The sequence below is a fragment of the Nostoc sp. ChiQUE02 genome, assembly GCF_034531305.2.
GTDB lineage: Bacteria > Cyanobacteriota > Cyanobacteriia > Cyanobacteriales > Nostocaceae > Nostoc.
The window spans coordinates 1-12,584 of record NZ_JAVRBN020000091.1 but is presented as its reverse complement, the minus strand read 5'-3'; the positions used below and the strand labels follow the sequence as shown (position 1 = coordinate 12,584).

The window sequence follows — 12,584 nt, the reverse complement described above, 5'->3', positions numbered from 1 at the left end:
TTATTTGCCGCAATGGAATTACACCGCTAAACCACAGGTGGCATAATTCTGGATTTTATTTAATCCGCATTCCTTAGCAGCAGCCCGCAGGCAAATGCCGGATTTAGTACTGAGCGATATTATGATGCCGGGAATGGATGGGTTGCAATTGTTGCGCGAATTGCGCTCTGAATCATCCACTCGGGAAGTACCTATTATCTTGCTATCTGCTCGCGCTGGTGAAGAATCTCGCGTTGAAGGCTTAGAGATGGGTGCGGATGATTACCTGATCAAACCTTTTTCGGCGCGAGAACTGCTGGCACGGGTACGAACAAACTTAGAGTTGTCCCGACTGCGTAAAGATGCTTTAGCTCAACAAGCCGAACGAATTCGGGAGCAGGCAGCGCGAGTTGAGGCGGAGGCCGCCAATCGGATGAAAGATGAATTTCTGCAAGTACTTTCCCATGAGATTCGCACACCACTCAATGGAATGCTTGGCTGGGTTAAAATGCTTCGCCAAGGTAAATTAAATTCATCTGAAACTATTCGGGCGCTAGAAACTATTGAGCGCAATGCCAATGCTCAAGCGAGATTAGTAGACGATTTGCTCGACGTTTCATGTATTATCCGAGGGCAACTGCGCCTGGAAAAGCTTCCAGTTTCTTTAATTTCAGTGATTACTGAAGCTATCGAAACTGTAAAACCAGAAGCTTCAGCTAAAGATATTACGATTAACTGTATGCTTGATCCGTGCGCTAGTTCTGTTTGTGGAGATGCTAGTCGTTTACAACAAGTAGTGTGGAATTTACTGAATAATGCAATTAAATATACACCTTCTCGGGGACGGGTAGAGGTTTGCTTAGAAGCTGTGGGTACAGACGCGCTTCTCCAAGTCAAAGATACGGGTAATGGTATTAAAGCTGACTTCTTGCCCTACATTTTTGAGCGCTTCCGTCAGGCAGACGCAAGTACAACCCGAACCTATGGGGGGCTAGGCTTAGGGCTAGCAATTGTCCGGCATTTAGTGGAAATGCATGGGGGAACAGTAGAGGCTGATAGTCCAGGGCTTGGGCTGGGAGCAACCTTTGGGGTGCGTTTACCTCTGATGAGCATCTCTTATATTTCTGAGGGTGCGGAATCAATTTCTGTAAACGATGAGAGTCAAATTTCACTCAACGGTTTACGAGTATTAGTTGTTGATGATGAAGCTGATGGACGTGAGCTTGTTGCTTTTATCTTGGAGCAACATGGTGCTTTGGTAAGTGAAGCAGCATCAGTAGCTCAAGCATTGTCAGCGTTAGAGTCGGGAATGCCACACATACTGATTTCGGATCTTGGTATGCCAGGGGAGGATGGCTACAGCTTTATTCGTCAAATCAGGGCTTTACCAGGAGAAAAAGGAGGTAAAATCCCAGCGATCGCCTTGAGTGCTTATGCGAAAGAAGAAGACCGGAGACGGGCGCTACTGACAGGCTTTCAAATGTATCTGTCCAAGCCATTTGATCCAGATGATTTAATAGTCATGGTAGCAAATTTGTCAGGTCGTTTTCAGCAGACTTAACCTTTCAATTCATTTATGTTTATGTTAAATGTATTTTTAATAAGCAAGGCGTTAAATCCCTGCAAAAATAGTATTAAGATTTAGCTTTTGCGAGTTTAATTAGCATAAAAAGCTACTTGTTCTCAAGAAATGGCAAAGGAGAGTGTTATTAAGCGTATATTGGTTTGTGACGATGTGGCTGATAATTCTTTTCTTCTAAAAACGATTTTACAAGCAGAAGACTGTTTGATTGAAATCGTTGATTCGGGTGCAGCAGTGCTAGCTTACCTTGAAACAGCCCCTAACCCACCTGACTTGCTAATACTAGATGTAGTGATGCCAAAAATGGATGGATTTGAAGTTGTTCGTCACCTCCTTTCATCGACGAAATTTCAATTTATTCCGATTTTGCTGGTGACAAGTTTCGATGAAGATGATGCTGAGAAAGCTCTTGATATAAAGATAGATGGGTTCATCAATAAGCCGATTGACCCTGATATAGTAACTGCTAAGGTTCAAGCAATTTTAGCTCGGAATTCCGAAAATTTTCCTAGTAATAATAACTCCATTTAGAGATGATGGTTATAAATGATCCGTTTGCAAGAGAGCATCTTGGACATATTTTATTAGTACATCCGGCTTAACTAGCTTTCGGATAACTGCCATGAATTTCACATCAAGTTGCTGATTTAAAAACGCCTCTCCATAGCAACTTGAGATAAGCTAATATTGTCCTTAAGAATATCTATCTCTCCAGGAGAGAGTACTTTATCTTTCATTTGTCGAAGCTCATGTAGGGCAGTGTTAGCATCGGTAGCACCAAATTTGAAGTACTCAGTTAAACTACCAATGCGATAATTGTAATTATGATAGCGGTGTTTAAAATATAGTTCGACATTACCCCTGTGTGGCCAAGTTCCAAGTATTTGAATAGCAACAGTTTTATACTGGGGCAGTAAATCTGCTTTTATTTCTGCCAATCGCTGTTGGATAGGTCTAGTAGTAACTCCTATCTTGTACAAAGTGCCAATGTGTGTTTGAATCTCTAAAAAATACAGAGAACAAGATAAAATTCGTTGAAATTGAGCGCGATAAAGTGTTAAGTCAGTTAATCGATATAACTTATCTGCTGCATTTTTGTATAAGGCGTGTTTGGCTGCTAGCTCTAGTCTCAATAGCTTTTTGAGCAACAGAGGTTCTTGCACTTCGTTGAATAAACTGAATTCTAACGCCCCAACAGGAATTTTCCCTAAATTAGTAAATTCATAAGCTGGAGGGGTTAAATACACGTTTTTTTGGAACATTCCACCTTTGATAAGCCCCGGAGTAACTAAGCCAGGGCTGATAGGATAATTGATTGAGCCGTATTCTTTCCACAGCAATTTTAACTGTGCTAAATCTTTACGCGATAGGTAAATATTAAAATTATCATACAGTGGTAAAATCGGGAAATCACGGTTAGCTACAGGCAAGCAGGTGGCTGACGAATGGGCAAAGTGATGTTGCTTGACCTTACCTTTTTTAGCAGTTAGCCCACCGTAACAGTAAGGACATAAAAGCTCAGTCTTACCACTACCAACATCTTCAACACACACTAATTTTCCATCTGGAGCTACACCAAATTTGAGCCACATTTTCACGCTTACTCATTAACAGAAAAACCAATCGGGGCTGATAGTAGAAAGTTCAAGCAAGCTTTAAATAATTAGCAGATATACAAAATTTGGCTCAAACTAGTGCTAGTGTACTATAGGATTTCTAATTTAGGATTTTATTTGCTTGAAAGTGGTGTGAAAAGTGAGACTGCTTGTGGTGGAGCTACCCTTGGGACAAGAACCTGTCGCTAGAACCAGGAAAATAGTTCACGTTGATATGGATGCCTTCTACGCATCGGTAGAGCAGAGGGACAACCCTAGCTACCGAGGTAAACCGTTAGTAGTCGGTGGCAGTCCGAATCAGCGAGGCGTAGTTGCAGCAGCCAGTTATGAAGCCAGAAAATTTGGCATTCACTCAGCAATGCCTTCAATAACAGCAATTGCCAAATGTCCCGCACTTATCTTTGTCAGACCGAGATTTGACGTTTACCGAGAGATTTTCGCAGCAATCCACGCCATATTCAAACGCTATACTGACTTAGTGGAAGGAGTTGCGCTAGATGAGGCATACCTTGATGTTACTGAGAATAGACAAAACATCCCCTACGCTTCTACTATTGCAAGACACATTAAAACTGCAATTTTCCAAGAAACCCAGTTGACAGCAACCGCAGGTGTGTCGATTAACAAGTTTCTTGCAAAAATGGCATCAGGGCAGAACAAGCCCAACGGACTGACGGTTATTTTACCGGAGGATGCGATCGCATTTGTAGAGCAACTGCCAATTGAAAAGTTTCACGGCATTGGAGAAGTTACGGCGGCGAAGATGCACTCACTCGGCATTCATACTGGGGCAGATTTAAAAGGGCGACCGCTCTTGGAGCTAACACACCACTTTGGTAAAGCAGGTAATTATTACTATAAGATTGCCAGGGCAGAAGATGACCGCCCAGTTGAAGCAAATCGAGTTCGCAAGTCCATTGGTGCAGAAACCTCATTTGCTAGAGATTTAAGTGACCATAGTGAAATGTTACAAGAACTTGAACAGATTGCCTCTGTTGTCGAGCAACGGTTAGAGCAGCATGAAACGCGAGGACGCACATTAACTCTGAAAGTTAAGTTCTCTGACTATCAGCAGTTAACCCGTAGTAAGACAATGCTTACTCCCATTAGTGAACTCTCTACGATTTTTGAGATAGCCAAAGTGCTGTTTGAGTCGATTGATCTGGAAAACCGGAGTATTAGGTTGCTGGGGATTTCCTTGTCTAACCTTGATAACGCCAAACAAACCCAAGTGATTCAACTGCCACTATTTCAAAATGCAGGCATTGCATTTTAGCGTAGGCTAGCAAGAACCGCAGCATCGTGCTGTTTAAATACTGACTTACCCACGACAGAAATCATCAACTCTCAACTCGCGCCACACATCAGACGGTTGCCACCCGGAGTTACCCACAGAGCGTAGGGGGCGATAGTGTTCAGAAATGTATTCGGATTCGGAAGCGTAGTCTTCAATGTACACAGGTGGATTGGGTTCAATCACTGGTTCAGGAATGTTTAGGCTCTCAGGCATCTCAATGGGTTCAGTGGGTGGTGGGGTTACTTCTGTTTTCTTGCGAACTGGGTCAGAGGTTTTTTTGATGAGTCGTTTCATATCTATAGGAATCATTCGGCTTTCCACAAAGAACGGATATCTCAGAATACAAGAAGTGATCAGCGAATCAGAGACATTTTGCCAGAAAGTTAGTTTTATGGGCGTGGATTGCTTTTTAGAGACGGGAGCGGAGCGCGATGCCGAATAGCCAGTCGTAGAAACGGATTTAACAATAGCTATGATGTTGTCTACTCGCATATCGAAACATATTTGCCGACCATTGGTCGGCAAATAAGCGAGAAAGTGAAAGCTAAATTCTCAATTCTTGTGCAGGCTCCTTACAAGTCCGTAATTTTCACCGCTAGAATTATTGCCTCCACTAACTATGTGGAGGCGAATTCATGGAAACAACGTCGTTATCCCTGCTAATTACAACTTTTTCTCCTTTGCTATACAAAAGCGAAAGTGAGAAGTTGATTTCTCTTGCGTAGCGATCGCTGCCCTTGAACAGTCCCAGAGGCAACCCACGAATATGACCTATGCTGTCAAAAGATAGCGGCAGTGATAAGAGTAGATTTTGGAGTGATTGCCTTCATGCAGTGCTTGATGCGATCGCTGTAGGCAAGATTTACAGTACTTGTACAGAGGTATAAATAATTGCCAAATTATCAACTGAATGCTTGTAAAAGATGATCATAGTAAATTTATATACTTGATTGATGTGAATAACTCGGTAGAGTATTTTTGTGAAAGTGCGCCTATGGTAAGCGATCGCCCCTCCATCGCCTGCGGTTCTTCTCTTAGGGTGATGGTGGTGTAAACGTTAAAAGAAGAATGGGAACCAGTAGCTGTCAAAATCCGGCGGCTGCTGTCTAGCGTTAATCAATAATATAAGCTTATGTAATGAAATTGTCACTTAAGGGTTTATTGATTATAATGTAAAAAATTTTACATTTATATAAAAATTTCTCTATATGTTTCAGGAACTGATCTCTAAAGCCAATGAAGCTTTGAATAGTAAATCACTGTTAGCGATTGATTATGCTTTAGAGATAATTTCTCAGGACAGAACTTAACAAGGAAGAGTGTTTGAGAGTTTTAAATGTGATCGCTGCGGTTGGTTGCAAGCTTCCTGGGTTGCTTAGTACAGACAGTTTACCGAATTCACAAGGTGGCAAATTTGCTATTAAAGAAAAAAGCAGCTAGAAAACTGGAAAAGGAAAGCAAAAGTGAAAACTGAATCACAGTTCCAAATTGAAGCGATAGATAATCATTCTCCACATCTAGAAACAGTCAGAAAATTGTGGCGAGCTAACTCAAAAACACTTGGTAACTTGCCTAGAGGAGCATTTGAGGAACGAGCAGCAAGTCGTCAAATCCTTGTCGCGCTTGATTCTCAAGGTGGCTGTGTTGGTTATCTATTATATCGACGTTCACGGGACTGGTTTGCTATTACTCATCTATGTATTGATCCTTCATGCCGGGGTAATGGAGTAGCTAAAAAACTTGTTGATCACCTCAAAGAAATAACAACATCTTCTCGTGGCATTAAGCTAAAGTGCCGTCGGGATTATAACCTAGAAAAGATGTGGTCAAGCTTTGGTTTTATTGCTTGCGAAGATTTAGAAGGCAGGGGTAAAAAGAAGAAAACAATTTTGACTCTTTGGGCACTAGAGTACAATACTCTTCCCCTGTTTTCTACAATGATTCAGCAACAACTTGAGTCTAAGCTGTGTGCAATGATTGCTCCTGATATTTTCTTAGATTTATATGCAGAAGAAAATAATGAAAATATTGACAATGAGGAAGAAAATATATTACTAGCTGATTGGGTGCAGACAGAATTAAATCTGTGCATTAATAATGAAATATTTAATGAAATTAACCGAATTCATAATGATAAAGAAAGAGACAGACAACATTATTTTGCCCAATCTTTTACTTGCTTGCCTTGTGATAATCAGAGATTAGATGAAAATTTAAATATTTTAGAAAAGTTAATTGTTAAACATAATTTTGTAATTGATGAATATAACTTACGCTATATTGCTAGGAGTATAACGTCTGAATCTCATGTATTTTTAAGTAAAGATAAGAAACTGTTAAACTTAGCCGAGATAATCTATGAAAACTTTAAGCTATCTCTTATCCACCCTGAAGAATTTATAAATCAGTTAGATGAGCTTCGGGATAAACCTGACTATCAACCTATACGTTTTTCTGGTACAGCCTTAGAACAAATACAGCTAAAAGGTGGACAAGAAGAATTTTTGGCTAACTATTTTTATAACTTTAAATCAAGAGAAAATAAAACAGAATTTCAGCAAAAATTACGATGGTATTTTGCTGAACATGATAAATTTGAATGTGTCGTCGTGAGAGAAATAGATAATAATCCACTTGCTTTAATTGTGTATGGAAAGCAGAAGCAGCATGAGCTAGAAATTCCAATTGTTCGAGTTGGCAATCATAATCTTTCTTCTACTCTTGCACGTCATATAATCTTTAAATCTATATTGAAATCTGCTCATGGGCAGAGAGGATTTACAAGGATAACTGATCAGTATTTAGAAAATACTGTTATTGAAGCTATTCAAGAAGATGCATTTGTCAAAGTAAAAAACGGATGGTTAAAAGCAAATTTATCAGTTGTTAAAACTCGTTCAGACTTATCATCTTATCTTCATAGTTTAGCTTCTAATCTTGAAAAAGAGTATAGTTTTATTGAGGAAATTGCCAATAATCTTAATGATAAAACTATAGTTATAGATGCTCAATCTTCAGTAGATATTGAACGATTTCTTTTTCCTGCAAAAATTACTGATTCAGAAATTCTTTCCTTTATCATCCCTATTCAACCTCGATGGGCTTCATATTTATTTGATGAACATTTAGCCGACCAAATGCTTGCTTTGCCGGGATTTGGAGCTAAGGCAGAGTTAGCATTTAATCGTGAAGCAGTTTACTATCGAGCCATACAAAACTCTAGAGGATTGAATGCTCCTTGTCGAATTCTTTGGTATGTGAGTGAAACTCAAAGTGAAGCTAAAGGTAAAGGCTTTCATGATGTTGGTTATGTTGGTGCTTGCTCTTACGTAGATGAGGTAATTATAGGTAAATCAAAAGAACTTTACCGACGTTATCAAAGATTAGGAATTTATAAAGAAAATAATGTTGAAAGTATACAAAAAGATAAAAATGGTAATATTATGGCGATTCGATTTAGTGATACAGAATTATTTACTAATCATATTTTTATGCAAGAATTAAAAGAAGTTTTAAATCAAAATAATTTGTTGCTTGCTTCTCCTATTAAAATTAGTAAAGAGTCATTTATAAAATTGTATAATCTAGGGAATAAACAACTCTATATATGAAATTACCATGCTATGCCATATTCTATTAATTTCAGTTAAGCCTAAGTATGCTGATAAAATTTTTGAAGAACGAACAAAAAGGGTCGAATTACGTAGAATACGAACTCGTGTAAAAACAGGGGATATTGTTTTTGTGTATGTATCATCTCCGAAAAAAACTTTTTTAGGTTTTTTTGAAGTTGACTTTGTTATTGAAAAATCAACTTCGAGAAATGAGTTAAAAGAATTATGGCAACAAGTTAAAGATGATGCCGGCATCAAACGTCAAGAATTTTATCAGTATTATAAAGGTGCGACAGTTGCTGTAGGAATTTATTTTGTAAATGCCAAAAAGTTTGAAACACCAATTGAATTACATCGCTTAAAAGCTAAGATTTCTTACTTACGCCCACCCCAAAGTTATCGTTATCTTAATGAACAAGAATATGAAACTATTATGCTTTTAGGTGGAGAAAATCTATCAATGATGACAAATAAATATTTTTAAGTATAAAAATGAATTCTCTTACACTATTGTATAAGTAGTAATTAAATGAGTGCAACAAAACAACATAGTAAAAAAGAAGCTTTTATTTTAAGGAACAATAAAGAGTTTATCAAGTTATTTGAAGAATTTATCAGTTCTTATCCTTATACTCCTAATGGGCTACGTCATCAAAATGTTTACCATGAGCAACGTCAGAAAGGGAAGGAAAATTTTCAAGCAATTGTTTCTGCCTATGAGTCTGAAGAAGACATAAGTGAATTAGTTCTTTTACAACTTCTTCCCTATGCAGCAAGAGCTAAAAATATCCAAAAAAATGTTTGGATTCATCATACTTCAGTAATTGCTAAAGATATTAAGGAGTGGTTTAAAAATTCAGGCTGGGCAAAATCAGAAGATTGGTCAAAAATAGCTCAAGCAATTTTCGATTTTGTTTTTAACTGTAATAAATATCCTAATCAATTAGCAGAAGCCTGTAAAATTTTTTCAGAATCAAAATATAGTAAAGGTTTTCAAACAGGGATGCTTACCCCTATTCTAAATGCACTTCAACCAGATAATTTTTTGTTAATTAATGACAAATCACGACAAGTTATTAAATACTTTACAGGAAAATCTTATAACCTGAAGCTGACAGATTATCCAGCTATTAATACAATAGGGAAAAGATTAATTGCAGAATTTGCTCCTGATATGCATCAGTCTGGTATACCATCTATGCGAGATGATGACTTATTTGATATGTTTTGTCATTGGGTGGTTGCTGTTAAAAAGTATAATCTTAAAGTTAATAATTTTTACTCAATTAATGAAGTTAGCGAGTTATCTCCTGAGATGAAAGCAGTAGAAATGCAACCAGAATACTCCCTGAGCCAATGTGCATTGGACACTGGAATTCAAGAAGAGACTCTCTTAAACTGGTTAAAGGCAATAGAGCGTAAACAGCAAGCAATCTTTTATGGTCCTCCAGGCACAGGTAAAACATACGTTGCCAAAAAACTAGCTAAGTATCTGACTAGCAGAGGTAGTGGTTTTGTAAATCTTATTCAGTTCCACCCTGCCTATACTTATGAGGATTTCGTACAAGGTATTCGTCCACAACGGATAGATGGAGAACTTGATTATCCCTTAGTCAAAGGACGATTTCTTAATTTTTGTGAAGAGGCATCTCGTCGTCAAGATGTATGCGTACTGATTATAGATGAGATTAACCGTGCCAATGTTGCCCGCGTTTTTGGAGAGTTGATGTATTTATTGGAGTATCGTGGTGAAAAAATGCCTTTAGCAGCTGGTGAGATGTTTAGCATCCCCACCAATGTACAAATTTTCGGCACTATGAACACAGCAGATCGCTCAATTGCACTGGTAGATCATGCCATCCGCCGTCGCTTTGCTTTTATTCCTTTATACCCAAACTATGAGACTCTTCGCCGCTATCACTCAAATACCGGTTTTCAGGTGGATAAGTTGATTCAAATACTGGTAAAGTTAAACCAGGCAATTGGTAATCGTCATAACGAAGTCGGTATTAGCTTCTTTCTTTTAAGCGACCTAGCTGATCAGATTGACAGTATTTGGCAATTAGAGATTGAGCCGTATTTAGAAGAATATTTTTTTGACCAACCCAGTAAAGTAGATCAGTTTCGCTGGAAAGAAGTCAAAAAGCAAGTTTACTTATGAGTGAAACATCACAACAGATAATAGAATTAACTGAATACGTTCCCAAATTTTTGCCACGAGCAGTACTTCCTGATGCAGTTGGAGAAATGTTGTGGCGTGACTATGATAATCAAGTAAGTGTGGACTTCCCTTCTCCAAAAACAGGTAATCAGTGGCAGCTAACTGCCCAAGGATGGGTTGGTCACATTCCCTTAACGAGTGATTTTCACATTGCTCTGCGCCCCAAAGTCAAGGTAGATAATCTTCTGCGAATGCTAGAGTATGCCTATGACCTCAAAAATTTCCGCTTTTTGTCAGGGCTAGTTGATTGTCAAACGCTCTTAGAATTTTATGAACGGCTGGCTGATATTTTAGCCCGTCGCATTCTCAATCGAGGTCGGCAGGGTTTTTACTGCGCTTATATCCCCAAAACAGAACATTTGCCTTATGTTCGGGGACTTCTTGATATGCGGTTTATTGCCACTCGACCGTGGGATACTAAGATTCAGTGCCATTATGAAGAACATACCGCAGACGTTGAAGAAAATCAAATTCTTGCTTGGACACTTTGGTGTATTGCCCGTAGTGGGTTGTGTACGGAAAGGGTAATACCAACAGTGCGTCGTGCATATCATCTACTACAAGGATTGGTGACATTGCAACCATGCAATCCCAAGACTTGTATAGGACGACAGTATAATCGCCTTAATGAGGATTATCGTCCTCTACATACGCTTTGCCGCTTCTTCTTGGAACAGATTGCACCTAGTCATGAAACAGGTACAAACGCGACATTACCTTTTTTGGTTAATATGTCACAACTCTACGAACGCTTTGTTGCAGAGTGGCTGAAAGCTCATCGGGAAACAGCACTGCGAATACAAGCGTTAGATATCCAGTCCCAAGAAAGAGTCTATTTGGGTCACGGTAAGGAATTATACCTTGATATTGACTAGTACTCTATGATGTGGCAACAGGGACAGCCAGATATGTGTTAGATACAAAGTACAAAGCTGCTTCTAAACCAGCAACTGCTGATATTAGTCAAATGATTGCCTATGCACAAGCAAAAAGGTGTCAGGAGGCAATCCTAATTTATCCAGTACCCTTGGCAGAACCATTGAACATCAAAGTTGGTACTATCCAAATTCGTACCTTAACTTTTTCTCTTACAGGGGATTTGGAGCAGGCCGGTTATCGCTTTTTACAAGACTTACTAGAAACATGTGAACCAATAGTTCCCAAAATCTGACTGATGGTCTTTATTTAGACTGCTTGGGATTGCTTAGAGCCTGTCAAGAAACAACTTTTACATTTTGAAGTGATGTCTGTGACAGAAATCGGTAGGTTTCTCGTAACAACACAGAGTTATATCGCCAGGGTTCTGCCGTTGCCGATTAATCCAAAGTTCAATCAATTGCTGCCGCTCCTGAAGGACTTCTCGGAATCGACGCTCGTACTCAAGTTCAGCTTCAGCATCCTGGGCTGATGACTTCCACCATTTCAAAAGTTCTGGAGTTGGGGCAAACAGAGCAAGGTGCTTGCCTTTCCAGTTTTTGGGAGGATACGGCGAGATAGAGATTCCCTCGCCTCGGGTTTCGCCACGATAATATGAGGTGAAGACTGTCATAATCTTACTTTCTCCAAATCGTAGTCAGTCACCCGCGCGATGGAATCTCTGGAGGTAAAAACCTCATCACCTTTTTCCGATATGCTGGGAGACATCGACTCGATGCTGTAGAACCAAGAATCATTAATCAGTTGAATGCCCTAAACTATGCGGATTGGTGGCCCATTGCCATGAAACAAACCGAAACTCGACTAACTCACCGAGTCGAAACACAGGTTTTTCCTTGGTGTTCGGTTGTAAGTTACCTGTACCAATAAGTTCACTTTCTAAAACAGTAATATTGGTATTACAAGCGAAGATTTCATATTTCCAGCCATGTTCTGACCACTCCACACCAGTGCAATAACCAAAAGCTTTGGCAGATTTAATATAGACTCGCTCTAACAGGCTGACCAGTAGAGGCGGGATTTTTTGACCCCAAGGTGGAGAGGTGTACCAGCACTGTTCTAAGTTTTGGACAAGGTTAGTCATACAGTCACTCCGAATAATTTGCTCTGTGCAGATATAAATAGTTGTGTTGCAAAACTGGGAGGCACAGAGTAGCCGATGATTGACCCAGCCGTAGCAGTCTCGTTGGGAAACTCGTACCAACTGGGAAACCCTTGTAACCTCGCCACACCTTGAATTGACAAAGATTTGACCGTACCATCAGGCAACCAGATATCAGCGAACTTACTACGGTTGCAACCTTTGTGATCTGTGAAATGCGATCGCAGAATGGTGTTA

Annotated in this window: 14 protein-coding genes; 9 read left to right on the top strand and 5 right to left on the bottom strand. The window is 39.4% G+C overall.

All coding sequences use genetic code 11. The features are described 5' to 3' along the window. Positions 1-52: 52 nt before the first annotated feature. Complete coding sequence (locus RM347_RS34625) at positions 53-1,540, top strand: ATP-binding response regulator (RefSeq protein WP_322718917.1); 1,488 nt, start codon at positions 53-55, stop codon at positions 1,538-1,540. Between the two features lie 129 nt (positions 1,541-1,669). Continuing rightward, positions 1,670-2,092: a response regulator gene (locus RM347_RS34620; protein ID WP_322718916.1), complete on the top strand. Its 423-nt coding sequence runs from the start codon at positions 1,670-1,672 to the stop codon at positions 2,090-2,092. A 116-nt stretch (positions 2,093-2,208) separates the two neighbouring features. Here RM347_RS34620 and RM347_RS34615 read toward each other — a convergent pair whose 3' ends face one another. Continuing rightward, positions 2,209-3,153: a GIY-YIG nuclease family protein gene (locus tag RM347_RS34615; protein ID WP_322718915.1), complete on the bottom strand. Its 945-nt coding sequence runs from the start codon at positions 3,151-3,153 to the stop codon at positions 2,209-2,211. Positions 3,154-3,316: 163 nt separating this feature from the next. Here RM347_RS34615 and dinB point away from each other — a divergent pair, with 163 nt between their 5' ends. Beyond that, positions 3,317-4,453, top strand: coding sequence for a DNA polymerase IV (gene dinB / locus RM347_RS34610; protein WP_322718914.1), 1,137 nt, complete (start codon positions 3,317-3,319; stop codon positions 4,451-4,453). A 45-nt stretch (positions 4,454-4,498) separates the two neighbouring features. On the opposite strand, the gene RM347_RS34605 is transcribed toward dinB, so the two are convergent. Next, entirely contained in the window at positions 4,499-4,783 is a 285-nt protein-coding gene (locus RM347_RS34605; RefSeq protein ID WP_428850671.1) for a hypothetical protein, read from the bottom strand. A gap of 601 nt (positions 4,784-5,384) precedes the next feature. Between RM347_RS34605 and RM347_RS34600 the strand changes: the two genes are divergently transcribed. The 6 genes from RM347_RS34600 (at position 5,385) to RM347_RS34575 (ending at position 11,480) form a co-directional block, all read left to right on the top strand. Beyond that, complete coding sequence (locus tag RM347_RS34600) at positions 5,385-5,528, top strand: hypothetical protein (protein WP_322718912.1); 144 nt, start codon at positions 5,385-5,387, stop codon at positions 5,526-5,528. A 409-nt stretch (positions 5,529-5,937) separates the two neighbouring features. Further along, positions 5,938-8,085 carry a GNAT family N-acetyltransferase gene (locus tag RM347_RS34595; RefSeq protein ID WP_322718911.1) on the top strand — a complete coding sequence of 716 codons (2,148 nt, stop codon included), beginning with the start codon at positions 5,938-5,940 and terminating at the stop codon, positions 8,083-8,085. 7 nt (positions 8,086-8,092) lie between these two features. After that, positions 8,093-8,572 carry a hypothetical protein gene (locus tag RM347_RS34590; protein ID WP_322718910.1) on the top strand — a complete coding sequence of 160 codons (480 nt, stop codon included), beginning with the start codon at positions 8,093-8,095 and terminating at the stop codon, positions 8,570-8,572. 45 nt (positions 8,573-8,617) lie between these two features. After that, positions 8,618-10,249: an McrB family protein gene (locus tag RM347_RS34585; protein ID WP_322718909.1), complete on the top strand. Its 1,632-nt coding sequence runs from the start codon at positions 8,618-8,620 to the stop codon at positions 10,247-10,249. Next, positions 10,246-11,184 (top strand): McrC family protein, encoded by a 939-nt coding sequence (locus tag RM347_RS34580; protein WP_322718908.1) that lies wholly within the window; start codon positions 10,246-10,248, stop codon positions 11,182-11,184. Before RM347_RS34585 ends, RM347_RS34580 begins: the two co-directional genes overlap by 4 nt. Before the next feature lie 35 nt (positions 11,185-11,219). Then, positions 11,220-11,480, top strand: coding sequence for a hypothetical protein (locus tag RM347_RS34575; RefSeq protein WP_428850670.1), 261 nt, complete (start codon positions 11,220-11,222; stop codon positions 11,478-11,480). Positions 11,481-11,537: 57 nt separating this feature from the next. On the opposite strand, the gene RM347_RS34570 is transcribed toward RM347_RS34575, so the two are convergent. The 3 genes from RM347_RS34570 to RM347_RS34560 form a co-directional block, all read right to left on the bottom strand. Next, the gene (locus tag RM347_RS34570; RefSeq protein WP_322718906.1) at positions 11,538-11,858 is read right to left on the bottom strand and encodes a DUF488 family protein, N3 subclade; all 321 of its coding nucleotides are present in this window, start codon (positions 11,856-11,858) and stop codon (positions 11,538-11,540) included. Positions 11,859-11,981: 123 nt separating this feature from the next. Then, positions 11,982-12,329 (bottom strand): DUF1392 family protein, encoded by a 348-nt coding sequence (locus tag RM347_RS34565; protein ID WP_322718905.1) that lies wholly within the window; start codon positions 12,327-12,329, stop codon positions 11,982-11,984. Next, a partial coding sequence (locus RM347_RS34560) for a DNA cytosine methyltransferase (RefSeq protein WP_428850669.1) occupies positions 12,326-12,584 on the bottom strand: 259 nt, incomplete at its 5' end. The genes RM347_RS34560 and RM347_RS34565, both read right to left, overlap by 4 nt.

Bases quoted from the DNA above. Each gene is read 5' to 3' on its own strand.
- RM347_RS34615 (WP_322718915.1), bottom strand. From the start codon at position 3,153: ATGTGGCTCAAATTTGGTGTAGCTCCAGATGGAAAATTAGTGTGTGTT.
- RM347_RS34565 (WP_322718905.1), bottom strand. From the start codon at position 12,329: ATGACTAACCTTGTCCAAAACTTAGAACAGTGCTGGTACACCTCTCCA.
- RM347_RS34600 (WP_322718912.1), top strand. From the start codon at position 5,385: ATGCTTGTAAAAGATGATCATAGTAAATTTATATACTTGATTGATGTG.
- RM347_RS34580 (WP_322718908.1), top strand. From the start codon at position 10,246: ATGAGTGAAACATCACAACAGATAATAGAATTAACTGAATACGTTCCC.
- RM347_RS34605 (WP_428850671.1), bottom strand. From the start codon at position 4,783: ATGATTCCTATAGATATGAAACGACTCATCAAAAAAACCTCTGACCCA.
- RM347_RS34620 (WP_322718916.1), top strand. From the start codon at position 1,670: ATGGCAAAGGAGAGTGTTATTAAGCGTATATTGGTTTGTGACGATGTG.
- RM347_RS34570 (WP_322718906.1), bottom strand. From the start codon at position 11,858: ATGACAGTCTTCACCTCATATTATCGTGGCGAAACCCGAGGCGAGGGA.
- RM347_RS34585 (WP_322718909.1), top strand. From the start codon at position 8,618: ATGAGTGCAACAAAACAACATAGTAAAAAAGAAGCTTTTATTTTAAGG.
- RM347_RS34590 (WP_322718910.1), top strand. From the start codon at position 8,093: ATGCTATGCCATATTCTATTAATTTCAGTTAAGCCTAAGTATGCTGAT.